The organism is Natranaerobius trueperi, assembly GCF_002216005.1.
In the GTDB taxonomy this organism is placed as follows: Bacteria; Bacillota; Natranaerobiia; order Natranaerobiales; family Natranaerobiaceae; genus Natranaerobius_A; species Natranaerobius_A trueperi.
Map to the genome: position 1 here is coordinate 59,092 of NZ_NIQC01000007.1, position 25,679 is coordinate 84,770.

The 25,679-nt window shown below is 33.2% G+C and carries 31 protein-coding genes; 29 read left to right on the plus strand and 2 right to left on the minus strand.

Going from position 1 to position 25,679, the window contains the following annotated elements; translation table 11 throughout:
* Positions 1-4: 4 nt before the first annotated feature.
* A complete protein-coding gene (gene ylbJ / locus CDO51_RS04735) occupies positions 5-1,246 on the minus strand; it encodes a sporulation integral membrane protein YlbJ (RefSeq protein WP_089023159.1) in 1,242 nt (413 codons plus the stop codon).
* Between the two features lie 82 nt (positions 1,247-1,328).
* Here ylbJ and CDO51_RS04740 point away from each other — a divergent pair, with 82 nt between their 5' ends.
* Positions 1,329-2,132 (plus strand): patatin-like phospholipase family protein, encoded by an 804-nt coding sequence (locus CDO51_RS04740; protein WP_089023160.1) that lies wholly within the window; start codon positions 1,329-1,331, stop codon positions 2,130-2,132.
* Entirely contained in the window at positions 2,107-3,111 is a 1,005-nt protein-coding gene (locus tag CDO51_RS04745) for a YlbL family protein (protein ID WP_089023161.1), read from the plus strand. The genes CDO51_RS04740 and CDO51_RS04745 overlap by 26 nt, the downstream gene beginning before the upstream one ends.
* Here CDO51_RS04745 and CDO51_RS04750 read toward each other — a convergent pair whose 3' ends face one another.
* On the minus strand, positions 3,112-4,305 hold the full coding sequence (locus CDO51_RS04750; protein ID WP_205842106.1) for a nucleotidyltransferase: 1,194 nt from the start codon (positions 4,303-4,305) through the stop codon (positions 3,112-3,114).
* A 172-nt stretch (positions 4,306-4,477) separates the two neighbouring features.
* On the opposite strand from CDO51_RS04750, the gene CDO51_RS04755 reads away from it, so the two are divergent.
* The 27 genes from CDO51_RS04755 to CDO51_RS04885 form a co-directional block, all read left to right on the plus strand.
* Entirely contained in the window at positions 4,478-5,026 is a 549-nt protein-coding gene (locus CDO51_RS04755; protein WP_089023163.1) for a YceD family protein, read from the plus strand.
* Between the two features lie 23 nt (positions 5,027-5,049).
* On the plus strand, positions 5,050-5,223 hold the full coding sequence (gene rpmF, locus CDO51_RS04760; RefSeq protein ID WP_089023164.1) for a 50S ribosomal protein L32: 174 nt from the start codon (positions 5,050-5,052) through the stop codon (positions 5,221-5,223).
* 118 nt (positions 5,224-5,341) lie between these two features.
* Positions 5,342-5,923 carry a transcription factor FapR gene (gene fapR / locus CDO51_RS04765; RefSeq protein ID WP_089023165.1) on the plus strand — a complete coding sequence of 194 codons (582 nt, stop codon included), beginning with the start codon at positions 5,342-5,344 and terminating at the stop codon, positions 5,921-5,923.
* Complete coding sequence (gene plsX, locus CDO51_RS04770) at positions 5,913-6,929, plus strand: phosphate acyltransferase PlsX (protein WP_089023166.1); 1,017 nt, start codon at positions 5,913-5,915, stop codon at positions 6,927-6,929. Before fapR ends, plsX begins: the two co-directional genes overlap by 11 nt.
* Position 6,930: 1 nt before the next feature.
* Positions 6,931-7,914 (plus strand): beta-ketoacyl-ACP synthase III, encoded by a 984-nt coding sequence (locus CDO51_RS04775; protein WP_089023167.1) that lies wholly within the window; start codon positions 6,931-6,933, stop codon positions 7,912-7,914.
* 23 nt (positions 7,915-7,937) lie between these two features.
* Positions 7,938-8,888 (plus strand): enoyl-[acyl-carrier-protein] reductase FabK, encoded by a 951-nt coding sequence (gene fabK, locus CDO51_RS04780; protein ID WP_089023168.1) that lies wholly within the window; start codon positions 7,938-7,940, stop codon positions 8,886-8,888.
* A gap of 17 nt (positions 8,889-8,905) precedes the next feature.
* On the plus strand, positions 8,906-9,859 hold the full coding sequence (gene fabD, locus CDO51_RS04785) for an ACP S-malonyltransferase (protein ID WP_089023169.1): 954 nt from the start codon (positions 8,906-8,908) through the stop codon (positions 9,857-9,859).
* Entirely contained in the window at positions 9,852-10,583 is a 732-nt protein-coding gene (gene fabG, locus CDO51_RS04790) for a 3-oxoacyl-[acyl-carrier-protein] reductase (RefSeq protein ID WP_089023170.1), read from the plus strand. Before fabD ends, fabG begins: the two co-directional genes overlap by 8 nt.
* A 46-nt stretch (positions 10,584-10,629) precedes the next feature.
* Positions 10,630-10,860, plus strand: a complete 231-nt coding sequence (gene acpP / locus CDO51_RS04795; protein ID WP_089023171.1) for an acyl carrier protein — start codon at positions 10,630-10,632, stop codon at positions 10,858-10,860.
* Positions 10,861-10,949: 89 nt separating this feature from the next.
* Entirely contained in the window at positions 10,950-12,188 is a 1,239-nt protein-coding gene (fabF, locus tag CDO51_RS04800; RefSeq protein ID WP_089023172.1) for a beta-ketoacyl-ACP synthase II, read from the plus strand.
* A gap of 13 nt (positions 12,189-12,201) precedes the next feature.
* Positions 12,202-12,897 carry a ribonuclease III gene (gene rnc / locus CDO51_RS04805; protein ID WP_089023173.1) on the plus strand — a complete coding sequence of 232 codons (696 nt, stop codon included), beginning with the start codon at positions 12,202-12,204 and terminating at the stop codon, positions 12,895-12,897.
* A 116-nt stretch (positions 12,898-13,013) separates the two neighbouring features.
* Entirely contained in the window at positions 13,014-13,277 is a 264-nt protein-coding gene (locus tag CDO51_RS04810) for a stage V sporulation protein S (RefSeq protein WP_089023174.1), read from the plus strand.
* 97 nt (positions 13,278-13,374) lie between these two features.
* The gene (gene smc / locus CDO51_RS04815; RefSeq protein WP_158212324.1) at positions 13,375-16,953 is read left to right on the plus strand and encodes a chromosome segregation protein SMC; all 3,579 of its coding nucleotides are present in this window, start codon (positions 13,375-13,377) and stop codon (positions 16,951-16,953) included.
* A gap of 16 nt (positions 16,954-16,969) precedes the next feature.
* The gene (gene ftsY, locus CDO51_RS04820) at positions 16,970-17,902 is read left to right on the plus strand and encodes a signal recognition particle-docking protein FtsY (RefSeq protein WP_089023176.1); all 933 of its coding nucleotides are present in this window, start codon (positions 16,970-16,972) and stop codon (positions 17,900-17,902) included.
* A gap of 358 nt (positions 17,903-18,260) precedes the next feature.
* Positions 18,261-18,500, plus strand: a complete 240-nt coding sequence (locus CDO51_RS04825) for an InlB B-repeat-containing protein (RefSeq protein WP_089023177.1) — start codon at positions 18,261-18,263, stop codon at positions 18,498-18,500.
* An 8-nt stretch (positions 18,501-18,508) separates the two neighbouring features.
* Positions 18,509-19,132, plus strand: coding sequence for a leucine-rich repeat domain-containing protein (locus CDO51_RS04830; protein ID WP_089023178.1), 624 nt, complete (start codon positions 18,509-18,511; stop codon positions 19,130-19,132).
* A gap of 3 nt (positions 19,133-19,135) precedes the next feature.
* Positions 19,136-19,687, plus strand: coding sequence for a leucine-rich repeat domain-containing protein (locus CDO51_RS04835; protein ID WP_089023179.1), 552 nt, complete (start codon positions 19,136-19,138; stop codon positions 19,685-19,687).
* A gap of 280 nt (positions 19,688-19,967) precedes the next feature.
* Positions 19,968-20,318, plus strand: coding sequence for a YlxM family DNA-binding protein (gene ylxM / locus CDO51_RS04840; protein WP_089023180.1), 351 nt, complete (start codon positions 19,968-19,970; stop codon positions 20,316-20,318).
* A complete protein-coding gene (gene ffh, locus CDO51_RS04845) occupies positions 20,305-21,660 on the plus strand; it encodes a signal recognition particle protein (RefSeq protein ID WP_089023189.1) in 1,356 nt (451 codons plus the stop codon). The genes ylxM and ffh overlap by 14 nt, the downstream gene beginning before the upstream one ends.
* Before the next feature lie 45 nt (positions 21,661-21,705).
* Positions 21,706-21,951, plus strand: a complete 246-nt coding sequence (gene rpsP / locus CDO51_RS04850) for a 30S ribosomal protein S16 (protein ID WP_089023181.1) — start codon at positions 21,706-21,708, stop codon at positions 21,949-21,951.
* A 22-nt stretch (positions 21,952-21,973) separates the two neighbouring features.
* Positions 21,974-22,204, plus strand: a complete 231-nt coding sequence (locus tag CDO51_RS04855; RefSeq protein WP_089023182.1) for a KH domain-containing protein — start codon at positions 21,974-21,976, stop codon at positions 22,202-22,204.
* 38 nt (positions 22,205-22,242) lie between these two features.
* A complete protein-coding gene (rimM, locus tag CDO51_RS04860) occupies positions 22,243-22,767 on the plus strand; it encodes a ribosome maturation factor RimM (RefSeq protein WP_089023183.1) in 525 nt (174 codons plus the stop codon).
* Between the two features lie 2 nt (positions 22,768-22,769).
* A complete protein-coding gene (gene trmD, locus CDO51_RS04865; protein ID WP_089023184.1) occupies positions 22,770-23,516 on the plus strand; it encodes a tRNA (guanosine(37)-N1)-methyltransferase TrmD in 747 nt (248 codons plus the stop codon).
* 105 nt (positions 23,517-23,621) lie between these two features.
* On the plus strand, positions 23,622-23,963 hold the full coding sequence (gene rplS / locus CDO51_RS04870; RefSeq protein WP_089023185.1) for a 50S ribosomal protein L19: 342 nt from the start codon (positions 23,622-23,624) through the stop codon (positions 23,961-23,963).
* A gap of 54 nt (positions 23,964-24,017) precedes the next feature.
* The gene (gene lepB, locus CDO51_RS04875) at positions 24,018-24,533 is read left to right on the plus strand and encodes a signal peptidase I (RefSeq protein WP_089023186.1); all 516 of its coding nucleotides are present in this window, start codon (positions 24,018-24,020) and stop codon (positions 24,531-24,533) included.
* A gap of 2 nt (positions 24,534-24,535) precedes the next feature.
* Positions 24,536-25,375 (plus strand): ribonuclease HII, encoded by an 840-nt coding sequence (locus CDO51_RS04880; protein ID WP_158212325.1) that lies wholly within the window; start codon positions 24,536-24,538, stop codon positions 25,373-25,375.
* Between the two features lie 93 nt (positions 25,376-25,468).
* Positions 25,469-25,679: transposase (locus tag CDO51_RS04885; protein ID WP_205842108.1), on the plus strand; the 211-nt coding region annotated here is incomplete at its 3' end.

Genomic DNA, 25,679 nt, shown 5'->3' on the forward strand with positions numbered 1-25,679 from the left:
TAAATTACTTTCTTATGAAGAAAAATACTCTTTTACTAGAGTTAATTGTAGAAAGAATTATTGATAAAAGTATAACTAAAATAAGAATACATAATGCACTTGCAAACAATGCAAGACCCCAGTGCCAAGAAGTAAGTAAATTAAGATTAGGATCTACATCACTTATTACTTTTTGGACAGGTTGAATATAGTCATATAAGTGATGAACTACAGGGATTGTATAAATAGCAGCTAAAATACCGTGCAGTATACGAGCAAGTATAAATGGTACAACATTTATGTCAGTGTCACTTGTGATACTGGCAACCTGTGCATGAACGGATAATCCACTCCATGCTATTATAGCACTGACTGCCATTAGCTTCTGTGTTAATGGTACATTACTTAATCCGGCAGCTAATTCACTTCCTAATGAAATTTCAAAAAAACCACTTATCAAGGTAGGAATTAATTCAGGACGAAGGCCAAGCGTTAAAAATATTGGTGATAAAATAGTTGTAACTAATTCGATGAATCCTATAACTGTTAAAATTCTAATTATAACTGAAAATAATATAATAAATCCGCCTATGAGTAGTAATGTGTTTACAGAATTTCTGATAGCATCACCTAACAATTTTCCGAAAGGTCGTTGGTCATCTCTTTTGCCTTTAAACATAGCTTTAAATGCCCTAATTATAATGTGCTCGCTCGTTTTTGTTTCTGTAGTTATATCTGAACTATTTCTTTTATAAAATCTCATTAAAAGACCTACTGATAAACTAGAAAGATAATGTGCAACCGCTATTAAGATACCTAACTGTGCATTATAGAACATTCCGACTGCTACAGCACCAAACATGTATAAAGGATCTGCAGTGTTAGTGAAGCATAAAAGTCTTTCCGCTTCTGTTTTACTTAACATTTGATTACGCCGTAACTTAGAAGTAAGAATAGAACCAATCGGGAATCCAGAAGCTAAACCAACTGCCATCACAAAAGAACCTGCACCTGGTACGTTAAAAACTGGGCGCATAAAAGGTTCTAACATTACTCCCATAAAATGAACTACACCTAAACCTATTAGAATTTCTGCACCAATAAAAAAAGGTAATAAAGCAGGAAAAACAACATCCCACCAAATAGTCAAACCTTCTACAGCTGCATCAAAAGCTTCGTCAGGATAACCTATTAGTGAAATAGTTAAAAATACAGAGCCGGTTGCTAGTAATAAGTGGAATATTTTTTCTTTTTTATTGCTAACCACAATTTATCCCTCCAATAAAAACCAAGTACATTACATTTATATTGGTTTTTTATGAGAATATACTTAATAAGAGGTGGTTAATTTGTTTAATAAAAAAATTGGAGTGGCGTTAAGTGCTGGATCTGCGCGAGGTTTAGCACATATAGGAGTTTTAAAAGTTCTTAATGAACATAATATACCCATCCATTGTGTAGCGGGGACTAGTATGGGTAGTTTAGTTGGAGGTTTACATTCAGCTGGGATATCTATAGATATAATTGAGGCTTTAGCAGTTAATCTAAATCAAAAAAAATGGATGGATGTAAGTGTTCCTAAGAAAGGTTTTATTAAAGGGAATAAAATATTAAAAATATTAAAATTGCTGACTAAAGGTTGTAATATTGAGGATTTACCAATTCCTTATGGGTGTGTTTCTACAGATTTGGCTACAGGGAAGAGAATTATTCATACTGAGGGTAACTTAGCTGAAGCAATAAGAGCTAGTATTTCAATTCCTGGAGTATTTGCTCCATATAAACAAGATGAAATGTTACTTGTTGATGGTGCTATTGTTGATCGGATGCCTGTTAGTTTATGTCATTCATTAGGGGCTGAATTTATAATAGCTGTTGATGTTAGTACACAAATATCTGAGGTTGAGGTAAATTCAATTTTTGATGTTATCGTTCAATCTATGAATATTATGCAAAGTGAATTGCTAAAAACTAATAGGGAAGAGTGTGACCTATTAATTAGGCCCGATGTTCAGTCTATAAATCCTAATCACTTTAGTAGTGCTGAGAAAGCAATAGCAGCTGGTGAAAAAGCAGGTAGAGATATTATACCGGCTTTAGAACGGGTTATAAAGGGAGGGTCTGATAATGAGACAAAACTTACAACACAATAGTTGGTTTAAAATATTTTTTAAAATTCTTTTAGTAACTGTATTATTATTACTACTCACCCAGGTAAATATAGATTATTATTTAGTTCGTCCAGGGACAGTAGTTGAAACAAGTGAAGTTATTAATGTAAAAGAGAATGGTCAAGAATATGGCAATTTGTTTTTGACTACAGTAAACCAAGCTCCTAGTAATATTGTAACTTTCTTATATGGTTCGGTTTCGCCTAATGTTGAACTTCGTCCGGGAGAAGAAGTGATTCCACCTGAAATCGATACACAGGAATATCATGAAATGATGCAACAATACATGATTGACAGTCAAAATATGGCTAAAGTGGTTGCGTTAGATAATATGGGATATAATGTTGATTTAAAAGGAGAAGGTGTCAGATTATTAGAGATTTCTGAAGATAGTCCAGCACAGGGTATTCTAGAACCAAATGATTTGATAATTGAAATTGACGATAAAGATGTAATTTTAGCTGAACAATTTGTTAATTATATTTCCGATATGACTGTTGGAGATGAGGTAGAACTTACTGTTAAGAGAAAAGAAGAACGAATAGTGGAATCAATAGAAACTATAGACCATCCAGAAAATCCCACCCAAGGTTTTTTAGGGGTTTATATTAAAAGTGAAAACTGGGAACCTGTTACACCTGTAGAAATAGATATCGATGCAGGTGAAATAGGGGGGCCCTCAGCAGGTTTGATGTTTGTTTTAGAAATTATGAATCAATTAACAGAAAATGATTTAACTGATGATAGTAAGATCGCAGGTACAGGTGCAATAAACCTAGATGGTACAGTTACTCCGGTTGGAGGAGTTAATCATAAAGTTCGTGCAGCTGAAGAAATCGATGCAAAGTACTTTTTTGTTCCTAAAGAAAACTATAAAGAAGCAGAACAGGCCGCAACAACTATTGAGATAGTTAAGGTTGAAAATGTGTCTGAAGCAAAAGAATTTTTAGAAGAACTATAATTATTTAAGTACAATAGGAGGAGTGCTAAATTCTTCTTTCCCTGTTTTGTCACGTATTAAATTATATAAAGCAGTAGTTTTTACTTCCCATTCAAAGCATGTTCTTGCATACTCATCTAGTTTTCTTAGATCATTTCTAGGACGTGTAATAATAGGTGAAGAAGATTGTTTAGATATTGTTTTAAGGGCTTTACGACCGTTAGAATTCATACCAAGTATTCTAATATACGGAGGTCCAAAATAATTGAAATTTTTAACTGATTCTTTGTTTAGATCTACAAGTGAGTGTATTAAAAATCTATTTATTCTAGCTCGAGTATAACGCTTGGTTTTGCATTTAGTAATAAAATTTTCAAAGTAATTGCTTTCTAAAGCAGCGGATTTAAATAAATTTTCCATGCCAGGTTCCCACTCAACTATTTTACATAATTTTTTTGAATCTGTAACACGCAATTTATATAGTATAAAATCACCGAGATGTTCTAAAAAAACTGTATCATTGTTTTTATAAGCATCAAGAAGTAATTGATAACTTTTATCTGGAACTGTTTCGCTAAGAGTTTCAATACTGTTATCTTCTTTAATAATTTTTCTTATAGCTGATGCACTACTAAATTTTCCTGAGAAATCAGTATTAGTATATGAACTACCAATTCGTTGAATTGTACTTGATTCAATATTTGTATTTAGTTTTATATGATTTTTTAAATATTCTAATCCTAAAATATCATTAGGATTAGAAGTCTCTAAATCAAGTGCAATAGTATAGGCCTCTGAATAGGTTTTACCTTTATCTAAATGGTATTGAAGAGTTGATTTAAATTCTTCTGTTTCATAAGTGGCCTTATATGCAGCTTTATAAAGGGAAGAGATATCATTACTTTCACTTCCGAAAGTTTGATATGATACACAATTCAGTGCATTTAATAATGAAACACTGCCAAATGCAAATTCTGCGGCACTTTGGGTTGCCCAAATATATGGTAGTTCAATTACTAAATCTATGCCATGGTTAAGAGCAGCTCTTGTCCTTTTCCATTTGTCTATAATAGCGGGTTCACCTCGTTGAACCCAATTCCCACTTAATATCGCAACAGTGAAATCAGGGTTAAGCTTATTAATGCTTTGGTTAATGTGATACATATGCCCAATGTGAAAAGGATTATATTCAGCTACAATTCCGAGTCCGTTCATTATATAACCACCTTTTAAATATTTTAAGTTAATCATTAATATATTTTCTCCATTGAGTATATAAATTTTCTCCATTGAGTATATAATTTCCTTCATATAAATACCATTCTTGACAAAGAAGTCCGATTTAATTATAATTAAACCTGTTTACAGGACTTTAGGAGGACTAATTATGAAAGTAGAATTAAATTCTTTAAAAAGTGCACCAGATCAAGCGAAAAGTTTTGAAGTGGAACTTTCTCCACCAGAAGAGTTGAAAGAGCAAGTGGCTCCTGTCCATGTTAAATTTACTGCGAAATTTACTGGAGATGGAGTTCTTGTAACAGGAGATCTTTCTACTACTTATCATGACGAATGTCATAGGTGTTTGAAGCCTGCAGAAAAACAAATTGAGCTTGATTTCCAAGAAGAATTTCTACAAAAAGAGAAATTTTATGATCAAGACAAAGTACAGGATGATGCAAACACTAATAAAAAAGAAGTAGTACTAGAGGAAGAAGAACTTAGCGTTGATTATTTTAGTGGAAATGAACTTGATCTAACAGACTTTCTTAGACAGCTGTTAATTTTAGCTATACCACCTAAGATTGTCTGCAAGGACTCCTGTCCAGGTCTTTGTCCTTATTGCGGCAAAGATTTATCTAAAGAAAAGTGTAACTGTGGACAAGAAGAAGTTGACCCTCGCTTGGTTAAACTTCGAGAATTAAAAAAAGATTTATAGTTATTATAAGGAGGTGTGCCTAAATGGCTGTACCTAAGAAACGTACTTCAAAGACAAGAAAGAATCAAAGAAGGGCGAATAAGAAGGCAAGAGCACCACAATTTGTAGAGTGTCCCCAATGTAGAGAAAAGAAATTACCTCACAGGGTATGCCTTCACTGCGGACATTATAAAGGTAAAGAAGTAGTTGATGTATAATTGATCCGCAAAACACCTATTGGCTAATTTGAGCTGATAGGTGTTTTTTTATTCTTGTGTTTTATTAAAAAATGTTATATACTCGAATTGTGACCAGGTGATAAAGAGGTGTAGCAAAGTGGTAGACAACGCTTCAAATCGCAAACTAGCACGACAAAGGCAGTTAAAAAAATTAGTTGAATTAAATCCATTTTTAACGGACAAGGATTTATCTGAAATGTTACAGGTAAGTGTTCCGACAATAAGACTTGATAGATCAGAATTAAATATTCCAGAATATCGTGATCGAATTAGTAAGATGGCTAGAACTAGTTATAAAAAAATTCAATCATTAGAAACCGAAGATATTGTTGGACAATTGGTAGATCTTAAACTTGGAGAAGAAGCTGTTTCTTATTTAGAAACGACTAATGAAATGACATTTACAAAAACTAATATTATTAGAGGGATCCACTTATTTGCGCAAGCTAATGCTCTAGCAGCAGCTATAATGGATGCACCTCTAGCTCTCACAGGATCTGCTAGCGTAAGATATCTACGGCCTGTTAAAATGGGAGAAAGATTAATCTGTAGAGGTTTTGTTAAACGAAGTAGAGAAAAACAGCTTTATATTGATGTAAATACATGGGTTGATGAAGAAAAAGTTTTTGAAGGAACATTTTTAATTTTTGCATCGAAGGAGGATGACCATGACTGTTAGAATTGCTGTTGATGTCATGGGGGGCGATAATGCTCCTAATGCCCCATTAGATGGAGCTATTCAAGCTATGCAGGAAAATGATGATATTGAAATAGTTCTTTTTGGGGAAAAACATCTTATAGATAATCATTTAGATAAAAAAAATATAGTTAATATCAAAGACAGGATACATATTGATAACACAACTGAAGTTATTACTAATGATGACAATCCAACTAAGGCTATTAAAGAAAAAAATGATTCATCATTGATAAAAGCTATGGTAGCTGTAAAAAATGGTGAAGTAGACGCTATGGTAAGTTCCGGAAACACAGGTGCTTTTATGGCGGGAGGCCTTTTAAAAGTAGGTCGTCTTGCAAAAATAAAAAGACCAGCTTTAGCACCAGTGTTTCCAACTTTTGATGGAAAGGGCACGATAGTTCTCGACGTGGGAGCTACTATGGATCCCAAACCTGAAAATTTAAAAGATTTTGCGATCATGGGAAGTTTGTATGTGGAGAAAGTCTTAAAGCGAGATTTACCGAAAGTTGGATTAATAAATGTAGGTGAGGAAGCTAGTAAAGGAAATCAATTAGTAAAAGAGTCGTATGAATTACTGCAAACCACAGGTATAAATTTCCAAGGAAATATAGAGGCTCGAGAATTACTCTCTGGAAAGGTAGATGTAGCTGTTTGTGAAGGGTTTTTGGGGAATGTGTTATTGAAATTTATGGAAGGTTTTGGAAAAGACATGTTCAATACAATGAAAAATGAATTTACTTCAAGTTTAACTGGACAATTAGGAGCCATGCTTTTAAAACCTAACTTAAAAAACCTTAAGAATCGTTTCGATTATAGTGAATATGGTGGTGCTCCTTTTTTAGGTATTAATGGTATTTTAGTAAAAAGTCATGGTTCATCTGATGATTTAGCAATAAAAAATGCTATTAATAAACAAAGCTATCATCTTGCTAAAGAAAACATTCTAACGGCCTTTTCAGAGGAAATAATGAAAGGAGTAGAATAGAATGGGTAATTCAAAAATCCTAGGAACAGGAAAGAGTTTACCTTCACGAATTCTAACAAATAAGGATCTTGAACAAATAGTAGAAACTAGTGACGACTGGATAACAACTAGAACTGGAATAAAAGAAAGAAGAGTAGCTCATAATGATGAAGCTACTTCTGACCTTTCTATCGAAGCTGCTAAAATTGCGCTTGAAAAAAGTGGTATCACAGCTGACCAGTTAGATCAAATAATTGTAGCAACTGTTACTCCCGATATGGCATTCCCATCCACAGCATGCTTAGTTCAAAAAGAGTTAGGGGCTTTTAATGCTAATGCATTTGATATAGAAGCAGCTTGTACAGGTTTTTTGTATGGGCTTGTTATAGCAGATCAGTTTATCACTTTAGGCACACATAAATATACATTAGTCATTGGGGCAGAAACACTTACAAAAATTGTTGACTGGGAAGATCGAAACACTTGTGTTCTTTTTGGTGATGGAGCTGGTGCTGCGGTTTTAGGACCAGCAAATCAGGGTGAAAGTGGAATTTTATCATTTGATTTAGGTGCTGATGGTTCAAAAGGGGAGTTACTTAGACAACCAGCAGGTGGCTCACGGATGCCAACTAATGAATCAACAGTAGCCGAAAGACAACATTTTATAAAAATGAGTGGAAATGAAGTTTTTAAATTTGCAGTTAATGTTATTAAAGAAACAACTAAGAGATCTTTAGAAAAGACAAATTTAGAAACTAGTGATATAGATGTTTTTATCCCTCATCAAGCCAATTTACGCATAATAAATTCTGCGGTTAAAAGACTGAATTTAAGTAAAGAAAAAACATTTGTTAATTTACAAAAATACGGGAATATGTCTGCAGCATCAATACCAGTAGCTCTCGATGAAGCTCTAGAAGAAGGTAAAATCAAAAAAGATGACATAATTGCACTAGTTGGCTTTGGTGGAGGTTTGACGTGGGGATCGTGTATTGTTAAGTGGTAAGCATTGAAATGGAGGGAAAATTAATGAGTTGTTATCAATTAATGAATATTTTGGATATAAAATACCCAATTCTTCAAGGTGGAATGGCTTGGGTAGCCACAGGAGAATTAGCTGCTGCTGTTTCAGAAGCAGGAGGATTGGGAGTTATTGGTGCTGGTAATGCACCAGCTGATGTTGTAGAAGAAGAAATAAAAAAGGTGAAAAAAGCTACTGACAAGCCATTTGCTGTCAATATTATGCTTTTATCTCCTTTTGTTGATGAATTAGTAGATTTAGTAGTTAAAGAACAGGTGCCAGTTGTTACCACTGGAGCTGGAAACCCAGCAAAATATATGGATAAATTCAAAGAAGCTGATATTAAAGTCGTACCTGTAGTTCCCTCTATAGCACTAGCAAAAAGAATGGAAAAACTAGGAGTGAATGCATTAATTGCTGAAGGTGCTGAAGCAGGTGGACATATTGGTGAATTGACTACTATGACATTAATACCACAGATTGTAGATGCTGTTAATATACCAGTAATTGCAGCGGGTGGTATTGCTGATGGACGAGGTGTTGCTGCCGTTATTTCTTTAGGTGCTTCAGGAATTCAAATGGGTACAAGATTTGTTCTAGCTGAAGAATGTACTGCACATAGAAACTATAAAGAAGCTATAAAGAGTGCTAAAGAACGAGATGCTGTTGTAACAGCTAGGTCTACCGGACATCCAGTTAGATCTTTGAAAAACAAGCTTGTAAAGGAATTTACTAAATTAGAAAAAGAAAATGTTCCTAAAGAAGAAATTGAACAAAAAGGAGCAGGCGCATTAGCAAAAGCAGTAAGAGAAGGGGATATTGATTTTGGTTCTGTAATGGCTGGACAGGTAGCAGGTATGCTAAAAAAAGAACAAACTGCACAAGAAATAATTGAAGAGGTCATCTCTGAAGCTGAAACAATTTTAGGGAATTTTAACACTGATATTCTAAAAAGATAGTGATTGGAGGTATTATTATGAGTAAATTAGCATTTCTATTCCCAGGGCAAGGTGCTCAATATGTTGGTATGGGTAAGTTTTTATATGATAACTATGAAGTAGCTAAAGAGACTTTCAGAACTGCTGATGATGTTTTAGGATTTCAAATTACAGAAAAAATATTTAATGGGACTGATGAAGATCTACGTCGTACTGAATTAACACAACCAGCTATTTTGACAACTTCTGTAGCATCTGCTAGGGTATTACAGGACTTAGGGTTTAAGCCACAAGGTGCTGTTGGGTTAAGTTTAGGTGAGTACGGTGCATTAGTTACAGCTAATGCTATTAATTTTGACCAAGCTTTAACTTTAGTACAAAAACGTGGGCGTTTCATGCAAGAAGCAGTGCCAGAAGGAAAAGGAAAGATGGTATCGATATTAGGCTTAGATGAGAAGAAAGTTGAAGAGGCTTGTGAAAAAGCAAGAGAAAATAGTAATAGCGTTGTAGTACCTGCTAATTACAATAGTCCTAATCAGATAGTTATTTCTGGTGATAATAAAGGAGTAGATCAAGCGCAAAGCCTTTGTAAAGAAATAGGAGCAAAACGAGTGAAAGAGCTTTCAGTAAGCGCTCCATTTCACTGTGAATTATTAGCTCCTGCTTCAGTGAAGTTAGAACATGAACTTGAAAATTTAGAAATTAGAAACCCTGAAATACCTGTAATTTCTAATGTGACAGGAGAAGCGTTTACTTCAGCTGATGAAGTAAAAGAAAAATTAATAAAACAAGTTAAATCCCCAGTACTTTTACATCAGTCGTTTAGTGAATTAATTACAATGGGTTTTGATTACTTTGTTGAGGTAGGTCCACGAAATACATTATGCAAATTACTTAAAAAGGTTGATCGAAAAGTTTTTCAGACTTCTGTAGATACGAAAGAAGATCTTGATAAATTGATATCAAATAAGGAGGATCTTTTGAATGAGTAAAACTGCTGTTATTACTGGTGGTTCTCGCGGGATTGGACGTGAAATAACTTTGACTTTAGCAAAGGCAGGTTATGATGTGATTATTAATTATGCTTCTAATTCAGACGCATCTTATGAAGTTAAAAAAGAAGTTGAAGAAATCGGTCAAAGGGCAGAGTGTTTTCAAGCTTCTGTGGATGATTTTGAAGCTGTACAAAAAATGGCAGATTTTGTTTCTGAGGAATTTGGGACAGTTGACGTATTAATAAATAATGCAGGTATTACAAAAGACAAATTATTTTTGAGAATGAGTGAACAAGACTTTCAAAAAGTAATTGATGTTAATTTGAAAGGAGTTTATAATTGTAGTAAAGTATTTTCTAGGATGATGATGAAAAATAAATCTGGTAGTATTATTAACATGTCCTCAGTAGCAGGTGTTATGGGTAACCCAGGTCAAGCTAATTACTCTGCAAGTAAGGCTGGGGTTATTGGATTTACTAAATCACTAGCTCGTGAATTTGCTCCTAGGGGTGTTAGAATAAATGCTGTGGCACCCGGATTTATAGATACAGATATGACAAAACAGCTTTCTGAAAAAGTAAAAGATGAGTTACTTAATCAAATACCTTTGAATCGTTATGGAGAGGCAGAAGAAGTAGCAAAGACTGTTTTATTTCTAGTAGAAGACGCTACATATATGACTGGGCAAGTTCTTAGTGTTGACGGTGGTATGGCAATGTAATAATTTTTATTATAATAGCTTAGTTTATTTGAGAGGAGGTGACAACGTGGCGAACTTTGATAAAGTAAAAGAAATAGTTGTAGATCAACTTGGGGTAGATGAAGACCAAGTGACTATGGAAGCTGACTTTACTGAAGATTTAGAAGCTGACTCATTGGATATTGTAGAGCTTATTATGGCACTTGAAGAAGAGTTTGATATGGAAATTTCAGATGAGGAAGCAGAAAAAATGGGTACTGTTAGTGATGTTGTTAATTACATCGAAAAAAACAAATAATTGTAAAAGAAAGTCCCTAATTGGGACTTTCTTCTACAATTATTAAAATAAAGGACTATAAAACTTCTTGTGAAAGAAGGTGAATATATATGAATAGAGTTGTAGTTACTGGGGTAGGAGTTGTTAGCCCCATAGGAATTGGAAAGAAAGAATTTTGGAAGAGTTTAGAAACGGGAAAAAGTGGTGTTAGTCACATTAAAGCTTTTAATCCGGAAGAGCATTCAACAAAGATAGCTGCCGAAGTAAATGATTTTGAACCAACAGATTTTATCCCTAAAAAAGAAGCAAAAAGAATGGATAGGTTTGTACAATTTGCTTCTGCTGCTAGTCAAATGGCAGCAGAAGATGCAAACTTAGAGATTTCAGATGAAAATTCAGAAAAAGTTGGAATATCTATTGGGTCAGGGATTGGTGGATTAACAACATTAGAAGAGAACCATAGAAAACTAATAGAAAAAGGTCCCAAAAGAGTTAGTCCATTTTTTATCCCAATGATGATAGCTAATATGGCATCAGGTAAAGTTTCGATAGACTTAGGAGCAAGAGGTCCGAACTTAACATTAGTTACTGCATGTGCTACAGCAGCTCATGCAATTGGAGAGGCTTTAGAACTATTAAGACGTGGAAAAGCAGATGTTATGATCACTGGAGGAGCCGAAGCGACTATAAGTCCTCTTGCAATCGCTGGGTTTGGCGCTATGAAAGCCTTGTCTACTAGGAATGACGAACCAGAAAAAGCTAGTAGACCTTTTGATAAAGATCGTGATGGATTTGTTATGGGAGAAGGTGCTGGTATTCTTATATTAGAGACTCTTGATCATGCAAAAGAAAGAGGAGCTCCTATTTACGCTGAAGTTTCTGGATTTGGTATGACAGGAGATGCACATCATATGACTGCTCCTTGTCCAGAGTCTAAAGGTGCAATTGCATGTATGGAAGAGGCTATTGAAGATGCGAACATTTCAAAAACAGATATTCAGTATGTTAATGCACATGGTACATCTACACACTACAATGATCGCCTAGAAACCAATGCTATTAAAGAGGTTTTTTCGGATCATGCAAGCAGTCTAGCGGTTAATTCTACTAAGTCGATGACAGGTCATTTATTAGGTGCAGCTGGAGGAATTGAAAGTATTGCTACAGTACTTTCAATGGAAAAAAGATATATTCATCCTACTATTAACTTAGAAAATCAAGACCCAGACTTAGATCTAGATTATGTACCAAATAAAGGACGTTCTATGGACATTTCGGGGGCATTAGTAAATAACTTTGGTTTTGGTGGCACAAATGCTAGTTTAGTATTCAAATCTTTTGAGAAATAAAGGGGATGGCACAATGGCAGTAGAACATTACAGTGTCAATAATCTTAGAGAAAATTTAGAGATAGAAGTAGACGATTCTTTACTACTACAAGCTGTGACTCATACTTCGTATGCACATGAACAAAGAAAATCTGTCATCCACAATGAAAGATTAGAATTTTTGGGAGATGCGGTACTAGAACTAGCAATTAGTGAAGCTTTATATAAAAAACACAGTGAATTACCAGAAGGTGAACTTACAAAAATTCGTGCTGAACTTGTATGTGAGCCTTCTTTAGTAAAAATTGCTCATAAACTTGAATTAGGTTTATATTTACGACTCGGTAAAGGTGAAGAAAATACAGGGGGGCGAAAACGTCCCTCTATTTTAGCAGATACTGTAGAAGCAGTGCTTGGTGCCGTCTTTCTTTCACAAGGTTATGACAGTACAAAAACAGTAATTTATCAACTTTTTCAGGATCAAATTTCAGATATATCTAATAAACACATTGGTGATTATAAAACAGTTGTTCAAGAGTTAACACAAGAAAAATTTAGTCAAATTCCTCAGTACCACATTGTTGACGAAGTTGGACCAGATCATGATAAACAGTTTATCGCTGAAGTTTATCTTGATGAGAAATTAATTGGAAGAGGTAAAGGAAAAAGTAAAAAAGTAGCTGAACAAAATGCTGCACATACAGCTTTGAATAAGTTGACAGATGAATAAAATATTTATTAATTTAGAAGGAATTACAGATTAAAGATAGTATATATAGAGTGAGGAAAAGTATAAATTTGTAATAGAACAATTAAAAACATATAGAAGGGGGAAAATTCTTAACAATGGAAGTACTAAAAGTATCTACAAAATCAGAACCCAAGTCAGTAGCTGGAGCAATATCTGCTATAATTAGAGAAAATGGTTCTGCTGAGATGCAATGTGTTGGAGCAGGGGCAATAAATCAGGCAGTAAAAGCAATTGCTATTGCTCGTGGTTTTGTTTCACCTAATGGTATTGATCTTATTTGTATTCCTGCCTTTAGTGAAATTGAAATTGATGGTGAAGAGAGAACTGCTATTAAATTTCATCTAGAACCAAGGTTTTAATGAGTAACTAGGATTAATTTACACCTGTTTCAATTTTCGATACCTGCTTGTTTCAAACAAGCAGGTATTTTGTTGCCTGTTGAAGGAGGAAAATACCTTGTTAAAAAAACTTGAATTATTCGGATTCAAATCATTCCCAAATAAAACAACATTTGATTTTTCAAAAGGTATAACTGCAATAGTTGGGCCAAACGGATGTGGAAAAAGTAATATAAGTGACGCCATACGATGGGTTTTAGGTGAACAACGCACAAAACCTTTAAGAGGAGAGAAGATGGAAGATTTTGTTTTTTCCGGAACACAGGCAAAAAGACCCATGAATATGGCTGAAGTATCAATTACTTTAGATAATTCAACTGGTGTTTTAGATCTCGACTATGAGGAGATAACTGTCAAAAGAAAGTTTTATCGCAGTGGTGACAGTGAATATTTCATTAACAAAACACCTTGTCGTCTAAAAGATATTTTAGAGACATTTATGGATACTGGTATAGGAAAAGATACATATTCAATTATAAGCCAAGGTGAAATTGATAAAATTTTATCTGCTTCTCCTGAAGAAAGAAGATATTTATTTGAAGAAGCATCGGGAATTTTAAAACATAAGACAAGAAAGAAAGAGGCACTAAAACGACTAGATGATACTAAAGGAAACTTAGCTAGAGTATCAGATATAATAGAAGAATTGAATTATCAATTACCTTCTTTGAGAGAACAAGGTCAAAAAGCGAAAAAGTATAAAGAATTAGTTGAAGAATTAAAGCTGTTAGAGGTAAATTTATTAGCTCATAGGATAGAAGAAAAGAAGTCTAGTTGGTATAAATTTGATAATAATCAAAAAAGATTAGAAACAAATTTGCAAGAAATTACTACTGCTTTAAGAGCTGTAGAAAGTGAACTAGAATCTACGAAAAAGAATCTTGTTGATTTGGAAAAGAATTTAGAGTATTATCAACAAGAAAATGTGTCAGTTGTTACTGAATTAGAAAAAAATCAAGGAGAAGAAAAAATACTTGGTGAAAGAACAGAGAATCTTACCAATGAAAAAACGAGATTAATTGAAGAACGTAGCCAAGTTACAGAAGAAATTAAAAAAGCTGAAGATAAATACAATCAGATAACTAAACAATATCAAACATTGTTAGAACAAAAAGATAGCTTGACAGAGAAACTCAGAAAGTTAAAAACTGAACTAGAACAAATGTCTCGAAATACTCAAAATATAGAAGAAGCTAAAGGAAATTTGATTGAAATTATTAATAAAATTCAGCAAGAAAAATCTAGTTATAGTAATCTATTGAAAGATAAAGAACGGCTGAGCGCTGAAATTGAAGAACTAAACGATGACTTAAATAGTAAATCTCAATATAGTACAACCTTGAATAATCAAATGCAAGCAAGTCAAGAAAAAAATGATAGTATTCAAAATCGAATGGATGAACTTGTTACAAAATTGACTACATTAAAAACAGAAGTTACTGAACTAGAAAAAAATGAAGATAAATTACATAAACAAGAAAATGAAAAGAAAAACTCATTACAACAATATAAATCACGTTTAGAAATGATGGATGAATTTTATGATTCAGATGGTTTTTCACAAGGAATAAGAACTATTTTGAAATTAAAAAAACAAAACCCCAAAATATGGGGAGGGGTTAAAGGTACAGTTTCGCAGTTAATCTCAGTAGATGAACCTTATATGAAGGCTATTGAGATATCTCTAGGAAGAGCTTTACAGAATATAGTGACTGATACAGACAAGACTGCTAAAGATGTTCTTGAATATCTAAAAAATAAAAAGTTAGGACGAGCTACATGTTTACCATTAGATAATTTAAGTTCGAGAACTATTAATGAAAAACAATCAAAAATTATTTCTAAACACTCAGTTCATGGTATTGCTTCTGATCTAATATCTATGGATGAACGCTACCAAGTTGTAGCTAAATACTTATTAGGACGTGTAGTTATTGTCCCATCAATGGATATAGGTCTAGCTTTAGCTCGTGATTTAAAGTATTCTTTAAAACTCGTTACAATTGAAGGTGAAATTATTCTACCAGGCGGAGCAATGGTAGGTGGTAGTCTAAAACAGAATTCTAATAATAGTAATAGCTTACTTAAAAAAGATAATAATAAGTCTACGATACAAAAGAAAATAAATGATCTAAATAAAGAACTAACAACTATTCATAGTGAAAAAGTGCAAACTAGCGAAAAATTGAAACAAAAGAAATCTACTTTGGAAAACTTATTATCTGAAAGGCATCAATTAGACTTAGAATATCGAGAGATAAAGAAAGATTTAGAACGAATTAATCAAGAAAAGGATAGGTTAGAAGAGGAAAAAGAAGTAATTGAGTTAAAAATAAAAGGTAAAAGAAATGAGTTGAGCTCAATTGAAGAACAACTAGCTCAAAGCTCTAGAAAGATTGACTCCTTAGAAAATAACAAAACCAAACTTAAGCAATATATAGAAGATATAAGTGATAACCATGATGAAGAGCAAAAAGAGTATGATAAAATGAATGAACGTAAATTATCATTACAAGTAGATTTGGGTAAACTAGATGAACGACTCAAAAAAACTACTGAGGAAAAACAAGAGCTAGAAGTTTTTATTAATAACTATAAAGATAAAAAGTTACCTGAAACATTAACTAAAATTGAAGAAATTGATGAGAAACTAAAAAAGACTGAAAAAGAAAAGATAGAAAATAAAAATAGACGGCAAAACCTTTTAGATAAGCAAGAGCAGATTTCTTATACACTTGATAATCTTAAAAAGCAAAGAGAAGAGGTTAGATATCAATTACAAGAAAAGGAAGATGATCATAAAAAGTATGCTCAGAAAGAAAAGAGTCTTGAGAAGGAATTATCTCAAATTAAGATGAAAAAAAGTAGGGTAGAAACTGAATTAGAAAGTATATTAGAAAGATTAAATGAACAGTATGAGCTTGATTACGAACAAGCGTTTAAATATAAAAAACCTATAGAGGATTTTAAAGCTCATGAAAAAAACATAGCAAAATTACAAAAACAAATAAAAGAACTCGGTTCTGTTAATGTAGGGGCAATTGAAGAATATGAACGACTAGAAGAAAGGTTAGAATTTTTACAAGGACAACAACAAGATCTGTTAAAAGCAGAGGACTCTTTAAAAAGAGTTTTGTCTGAAATTGATAGTACAATGATAGAAAAATTCTCAAAAACTGTTGATCAAATTAATAAAGTGTTTGATCGTGTTTTTAAAGAAGTTTATCATGGTGGTAGTGCACAGTTACAATATACTGATGAGAGTAATTTATTAAATACGGGTATTGATATAATTGCTAAACCTCCTGGTAAGAAAAAGCAAAACCTTTCATTACTATCAGGTGGGGAAAGAGCATTAACAGTAATAGCTTTATTATTTGCTGTACATGAAATTAAACCTACACCATTTTGTATATTAGACGAAGTTGATGCATCATTAGACGAAAAGAATTTAGAAATTTTAACTGAGTTCTTTTCTAACTATTCTCAAAAAACACAGTTCATTATAATTACACATAGAAAAACAACTATGTTAGCTGCTGATAGGTTTTATGGTATAACTATGTCAAATCCAGGTGTTAGTCAACTTATCTCTGTTAAACTAGATGATTATAATGATGTTACAGAATCTGCTTAAAAGGAGTGGCCAAATAATGGGTATTTTTTCTAAAATAAAAGAAGGTTTAAAAAAAACTAGAAAAGGTTTTGTATCACAAATAACCAATTTATTTTCTAGTAGTAGCTCTATAGACGAAGAATTTTTCGAAGAACTAGAGGATATTTTAATCGGTGCGGATGTTGGTGTTGATACTACAATGAAAATTGTTGAACAAATAAAAGAAAGAATTAATGAAGAGAAGATAAAAGATCCACAAGATGTCGATGAAATCTTAAAAGAAGAAGTGTTAAATATGTTACATTTTGATTCAGATGAAAGAGAAGTAGATGACTCTTTGAAGGTTACATTAATTGTAGGGGTTAATGGTGCTGGGAAAACAACTTCTATAGGAAAACTTGCAAATAGATATAAACAAAACGATCAGAAGGTTTTATTAGCTGCAGCAGACACATTTAGAGCAGCAGCAATAGATCAGCTAAAAATTTGGGGAGATAGAGTAGGTGTTGATGTGATTAGGCACCAGGAAGGCTCTGATCCAGCTGCAGTTGTCTATGATGGACTGCAAGCAGCTAGAGCAAGGAAGGTTGATCATTTGATTTGTGATACCGCTGGAAGACTCCATAACAAAAAAAATCTGATGGATGAACTAAATAAAATATCACGTGTGATTGATAGAGAACTAGGACATCCACCTCATGAAGTATTACTTGTTTTAGATGCTACTACAGGGCAAAATGCACTAAACCAGGCTAAACTTTTCTCAGAAGTGACACCTGTATCAGGTATTGTGCTTACAAAATTAGATGGTACAGCAAAAGGTGGGATAGTCTTAGCGCTTGCTGATGAATTGAAACTACCAATCAAATATATTGGGGTTGGTGAGGGTATAAATGACTTACAAGATTTTGTTTCTGAACAATTTGTTGATGCTCTGTTTAGTAATTCAGAAGATTTAACAGAGAATTAGGCCCCTTATTGACATTAAGGGGGTCCATTTTAGAGTTGAAAACAGGTCAATCACACCGTTTTTCATACCAAAATTCATAGCATTTATCACAGTGAGTTTTCTCTGTCATTAATAATCAAAAATCACATGATTTTCACACCTATATTCATATATGTAAATAAATATTCCTGTTGTGAATGTGGGTGTGATTTTTATTGTGAAAAATATGCTAAAAATTTTATTAACTACAAGTTTTTTAACAATATTTCGAGATACTGTATAATTAATTTGAGGTTAATATTTAGTGAACTAAAGATATTTTATGTACCTCTTCTAAAGAGCATATTGTTTGAAGATTTAAAAGAGAGAGGTGGTAAAAATGTCAGGAAGAAAATTAGCTTATTTAATAATAGTAATAAGCTTAACAACTCTAACAGTTTTTATGGTAGGTTGTACTTCAGAGGAAGAAGCAGAAAATGAACAAGATAAAAATGATTTAAACAAATACGAAGTAGTGGTACAAACTGATACTGAAGAAGCTGGAGAAATCGAAGGTGAAGGAACTTATGAAGAAGGTGAAGAAGTTACAGTAGAAGCTGAACCAAAGGAAGGCTATTAATTTCTAAAATGGGAAAAGATGGAAAAGAGAAAGATGAAAAATCTTTTGAATTTGAAATTGATGAAGATACAGAGGTTGTTGCTAATTTCCGTGAAATTTTAGACGAAAATTTGAAAGAGGCAATCCGTGATGAACTAGAAATACAAGGAAAGTTTATAAAAGAAGATTTAAAGGATCTAAAAACCCTTAGAGCTAGAAACGAAAATATTTCAAGTTTAGAAGGCTTGCAGTATGCAAATAACTTAGAAACACTTAATATAACTGCAAATGATGTTAGCGATCTTTCTCCTTTAAAGGAACTAGAAGAATTAAGAAAACTTAATATAAGAAACAACGAAGTTACTGACATATCGCCTCTAAAAGGAAAGGATAAACTAAAAGAGTTGGATGTATTATACAATGATATTTCAAATTACTCTCCTTTGAAAACCATAAATGAATTGGAACTGACCATATCTCTTGAACAGGTACCAGACGATCTGTCAGTTTTTAATGAAATTAATAAGTTGGTTACTTCTGTTGATGACCCCGAAGACCTTTACTCTCTTAAACCATTAAATGATATAGAACTAGGAATAAATTTAGTGGGTTCTGATAGCATTGAAGATTTTACCCCAATTTCAAAGTTGTAAGGCTTGGAAGAACTAAGAATAGTAGGTTATAAAATTGAAGATATTGATTTTTTATCAAACCTAAGAAATTTACAAAAGCTACAGTTAATAAAAACCGATGATATCAAAAATATAGAAGCATTAGCTGATTTAGAGAATTTAGAAGAGCTTCAATTGTATAAAAACGAAATCAGCGATTTATCACCATTGAAAGACCTTAATAACTTGAAAATACTCCGGGCTGAACATATTCCTGTTAGCGATGTTTCTCCCCTTTCATCTTTAGATAAGCTGAAAGAACTTAATTTAAGGCAAACTAAAGTGCAGGATGTTTCACCTTTAAAAGATCTGATTCAACTTAGGATCTTAAATCTTGATATGTTTGGAGAACCTGCTCAATCCCGCTTGTCGGATGGATATACAATTAGCGATATTTCACCGCTACAAGAGTTGGAAAACCTGAAAGAACTGTCTCTTAAATTTAAACTTGAAGAAGATAGTGGAGCAAAAGAGATAATAAAAGAGGTGGAAGAAAGGAATGTAGACGTAGAGTATTCGTATTATGAACAATTTTAAAGAAAGGGAAAATCAATGATATGGTTTTTCTTCGTTACGAATTCTCCGATTTATGTGCCTTAGAGATAATGGGCAGTTCTAATTTTGATAAAGAGAACTGCTTTTTTTTAATGTGAAAAATTTGTGATTTGTCATGTGAATTTTAGTGTGAATTTGCTTGTGATTTTGAAATTTCAACTTCAAAATTGAACCCCTTATTATTGACATGGGAGTCTTTTTTATGTAGAATATATCCGTAAAGTGATCTGACTTGACAATAACAAAATTTAGGTGAGTAAATATGTTAGAAAAAACTACGCATTTGGTATTGTTGTTTGACTTTTATGGAGAACTATTAACAGATAGACAAAAAGATATCTTTAAATTATACTATTATGAGGACTTATCCTTAGGAGAAATTTCTGATCTTGAAAAAATTAGTCGTCAAGGGGTATATGATTTATTACAACGTGGGGAAGAATTATTAACAGAATATGAACATAAACTCGGTTTAGTTAAGAACTTTACTTTACGACAAAACAAACTAAAAAAGTTGAAAAAGATGCTTGAACTGCCCGAAAATGAACGTTCTCATAAGGAGTGTCTCGATATATTGGATGAATTAATAAGGGGTGATGATAATGCTATCTAGGCTATCAGAAAAACTCCAAAACACTTTGGGGAAACTGAAAGGTAAAGGAAAAGTAAATGAAAAAGATGTAAAAGAAGCAATGCGAGAAGTTCGTCTAGCTTTACTAGAAGCTGATGTTAACTACAAAGTAGTTAAAGAGTTTGTCAATAAAGTTAAAGAAAGAGCTATAGGTGAAGAAGTTTTAGAAAGTTTGACCCCTGGTCAACAGGTGATAAAGATTGTACGGGATGAGCTTACTGAATTAATGGGTGGAGAGGCCACTGAACTTAACTTTTCAGATAAACCACCTACTGTAATTATGCTTGCAGGATTACAAGGTACAGGTAAGACAACAGCTGCTGCAAAGTTAGCTAATAAGTTTAAAAAAGATAATAAACATCCACTTTTAGTTGCATGTGATACACAAAGACCCGCAGCTATTAAACAGCTACACGTTCTTGGTGATCAGATAGAAGTACCAGTGTTTAGTATGGGTGACAAGCAACATCCTGCTGATATAGCTAAAGGTGCAATAGAACATGCTAAAAAGAATCAACGTGATGTGGTAATAGTTGATACAGCTGGACGATTACACGTAGATGAGGATTTAATGACTGAACTGAAACAAGTAGAGGAAAAAATATCACCCCATGAAATTTTATTAGTAGTTGATGCTATGACAGGTCAAGATGCTGTCAATGTAGCTGATAGATTTAATGAAGACCTAGCTTTGTCAGGTATTATTATGACAAAGTTAGACGGTGACACTCGTGGTGGAGCTGCTTTGTCAGTTAAGAAAGTAACTGGTAAACCAATTAAATTTATTGGAACAGGAGAGAAAGTAGAAGAATTAGAAGTTTTTCATCCAGATAGATTGTCATCAAGAATATTAGGTATGGGTGACGTAATGTCATTGATTGAAAAAGCAGAAACTTCTATGGACCAACAAAAAGCTCAAGAACTTGAGAAAAAAATAAAGAGTCAGACTTTTACTTTTGAAGATTTCCTTGAACAATTACAACAAATAAAGAGTATGGGACCACTAGATCAGATTTTTGATATGATACCAGGTATGTCTGGTAATAAAAAGTTAAAAGATATGTCATTAGATGAAAAAGAACTTGTTAAAGTTGAAGCTATTATTCAGTCAATGACTAAAGAAGAACGTACTTATCCAGAGGTTATTAATAGTAGTAGGAAAAAGAGAATAGCTCATGGTAGTGGAACAAGAGTTCAAGATGTTAACAAATTATTGAAACAGTTTGAACAGATGAAAAAGATGATGAAACAGATGGGCAAAATGAATAAATCTGGTAAAAAGAAGAAGTTGCCAGGTATGGGGAACCTCCCCTTTATGTCATAAAAAGTAAACAATTAAATCCAGAACTTATTTAAGGAGGTGACAGAAATGGCAGTAAGAATGAGACTTAAAAGAATGGGAGCAAAAAGACAGCCATCTTATCGAATTGTAGTAGCAGATGGAAGAGCTCCGAGAGATGGTAAGTTTATTGAAGAGTTGGGACATTATAACCCGAGAACTGAACCAGTTACTCTTAAAATTGATGAAGAGAAAGCTAAAAAATGGCTATCCGAAGGTGCTAAACCTTCACAAAAAGTTCGATCTCTTTTAGCACAAGCTGGGGTAATAAACTAATTATCTGAAGGAGGCGCTTAAGTTGAAAGAGCTTGTAGAGTATATCGCCAAGTCGATAGTTGATTACCCTGATGATGTAATTGTTAATGAAGTTGAAGGGAATAAATCTATGGTCCTTGAACTTAAAGTGAATCCAGAAGATATGGGTAAAGTTATTGGAAAACAGGGAAGGATAGCCAAAGCTATTAGAACTGTTGTGAGCGCTGCCGCCATTAGAGAGAACAAACGAGTGCTGGTTGAAATCATTCAATAATCAGTGACTAGTTCTATTTCTAACTTCGGGGGGATAATATGAACCCGACACATGATTTGATTTCAGTAGGTCAGATTGTAGGGACTCATGGAGTTAAAGGACAAGTTAAAGTAATTTCTTTAACTGATATCCGTGATAGATTTAATCAACTAGATAGGGTATATTTGGTAGGTGAAGAGCTAGAAACTTTTAAAGCTCATATCGAGTCATCGTTTTTGCACAAGAACAAAGAAATTGTTAAATTTAAGGAATGGAATAATATCAATGATGTAGAACAATTTAAAAACTTTTATATAAAGATTCCTAGAAATGAACGCCCTCAACTACCTGAAGGTGAATTTTACTATGATCAGATAAAAGGGTTAAATGTTATAACAGTTGATGACACTCCTCTCGGAACAATAACTGAAATTTTTCAAACAGGTGGAAATGATGTTTATGAAGTATCAGATGATGATAATCAAGTTTTGATACCTGCAATTCAACAAGTAGTAAAAGATGTCGATCTACACGCTGGTATCATAGTTGTAGATTTACCTGAAGGTCTCTTGGAGGAGGAATAATTATGAAAATAGATATCCTAACTTTATTTCCTAGTATGTTTTATGGTGTTTTAGGATCAAGCATTTTAAAAAGAGCTATCTCCAAGGACCATATACAGGTGAATCTAATAGATATTCGTGATCATTCTAATGACAAGCACAATAAAGTAGATGATTATCCATATGGCGGTGGTGCAGGTATGGTTATGAAACCAGAACCTATATTTAATGTTTTTGATGAACTAAATAAAACCCCTGGGTATTTCAGAGATCAAAAAACTATATTTATGACACCACAAGGAAAAAAATATTCCCAAAAAAAAGCACAAGAATTATCACAGTTAGATAGAATAACAATTTTGTGTGGTCATTATGAGGGTGTAGATGAGCGAGTGAGGGACAATTTAGTTGATGAAGAACTATCGATTGGAGATTTTGTGCTCACTGGTGGAGAGTTACCAGCTATGGTAATAATGGATTCCGTCGTTAGATTATTACCCGGTGTATTAGGTGATGAAGCTTCAGCACAAGCTGACTCATTTAATGACTATTTACTTGAACATCCTCATTATACGCGTCCGGCTATTTTTAGAGGAACTGATGTACCTAAAGTGTTACTTTCAGGTAATCATGCTCAAATAGATCGTTGGAGGAAAAAAGAAAGTTTAAAACGAACACTTACAAGACGACCAGATCTTCTAGAGAATGTAAAATTAAATGATTTTGAAAAAAAGCTTCTTGAAGAATTAAAACAACAAGATAACATATAAAATATTGTCAAGAAAAGGGCGCTATGCTATAATTATTTTGTTATATTAAGGTGGTCCTCTGGCGGCCAAACCGTTAAGAACGCCTAAAGAAGGAGGTAAGTGACATTGAACGTAATTAGACAGATTGAAGAAAAACAAATGAAAAGCGACCTTCCTAACTTTAAGCCTGGGGATACAGTACGAGTATTCGTTAAGGTTGTAGAAGGTCAAAGGGAACGACAACAGCCTTTTGAAGGTATTGTAATCAAAAGGCAAGGCTCAGGTCTTAGAGAAACTTTTACCGTAAGAAGAACTAGTTTTGGTGTTGGTGTTGAAAGAACTTTTCCTATTCATTCTCCACGTCTAGCAAAGATTGAAGTTAGACGAAGAGGTAAAGTTAGAAGATCTAAGTTATATTTCCTTCGCAATCGTACAGGAAAGTCTGCAAGAATCAAAGAAATTCGTTAGTTAAAAAAGGGGCTGTGATTACAGTCCCTTTTCTTGGATATGGAGGCGTGCTCTATGGAAAAATTTTTAAGAGAAATTTTTGAATGGGTCAAATCATTATTGGTGGCTGTTGTTTTAGCTTTCCTTATTAGATTTTTTGTCGTAGAGATTTTTTTAGTTGAAGGACAATCGATGTCGCCAACCTTGGCAGACTCTCAACGATTAGTAGTCAATAAATTTATTTATAGATTGGATGACCCAGATAGAGAGGACATTATAGTATTTGAGTATGATGAAGATAAGGACTTTATAAAGCGAGTTGTAGGGTTACCTGGAGAAAAAATTGAGATTGCTGATGGAAATGTTTATATTAATGGTGATCGAGTAAAAGAAAATTATCAAACTAAAAAAGTTAATGATAACTATGGTCCCGAAAAAATCCCTGATGAGAAGTATTTTGTTCTTGGCGACAATAGGAATAATAGTATGGATAGTAGATCACCATCAGTAGGATTTATACATGAAGAGCAAATTAAAGGAAAAGCATTTTTTGTTTTTTGGCCTTTAGATCAGTTAGGTGTTATAGAGTAAACTTGAACAAGAAAGAGGTATTAGTGATGGATTTTTGTAATTTGGAAGACCTGTCTATTAAAAAAATTAAAGAAATGTGTATGAACAAACCTTCATGGGAATTAGTTCATGCTATTGAGAATGATAAAAGAAAAGGTGTTCAGGATCTTAAGAAAAGGTTGCGGAATAGACTAATTGCTGAAGAGAAAAATAAAGCACATTTAGAATCTCTTTTATCAAATCAGCTTAACTTGGCAAGAGAAAATAACGCTAAAAGAGTTGCAGGTATAGATGAAGTTGGTAGAGGCCCAATAGCTGGACCAGTTGTTTCGTGTATTGCAAGTTTACAACACGATTTTGATTTTAATCGCATAATAAAGCTTAACGACTCTAAAAGTTTGACTAATAATGAAAGAGAAAAAATATATAATGAGTTGACGTCTTCTTCAGGTATAAAATATGCGTTAGGAACTTCTACACCAGAAGAAATAGATAAACTTAATATTCAAAATGCTCTAGTTATTAGCATGACAAGAGCTTATAATAATTTAAATGAGGAAATTGATTTGGCTCTTGTTGACGGTAATTTTGTCCCACCAACACTGGATAATATCGGAAAATATGTGCCGCAAGGTGATCAAAAAGTTGCATCCATAGCTGCCGCTAGTATTATAGCAAAAGTTTATAGAGATAGACTGATGGATGATTTACATAATAAATACCCTCAATATAATTTTAAAAGTAATAAAGGTTATGGAACAAAAGAGCATCGTGAAGCCATTAAAGCTCACGGACCTTGTTGTGTACATCGTAAAAGTTTTTTATCAGGTATTATTCAAGAAGGGCCGAGTATTTCAGGCTAACATAAAATGTAAATTATACGAGAGTGTAAAATAAACGGTGTAAACCTTCCGAAATGATGTATAATAAAAATAGAATAAGAGGTTTGCACCGTTATGAATTTGATAGACAAAAAGCAAGTAAGAGAAATGATGAAACAAGGTAAACTAAAAGATGTAAATGATATTCAAGAAGTTTTGAAGGAGCAATTTGGTGAACTAATAGAAGAAATGCTAGAAAGTGAACTTGATCATGAACTGGGTTACTCAAAGTATGATTACCGAGAAAAGGAAACTACAAATAGTCGAAATGGAAAGAGAGAAAAGC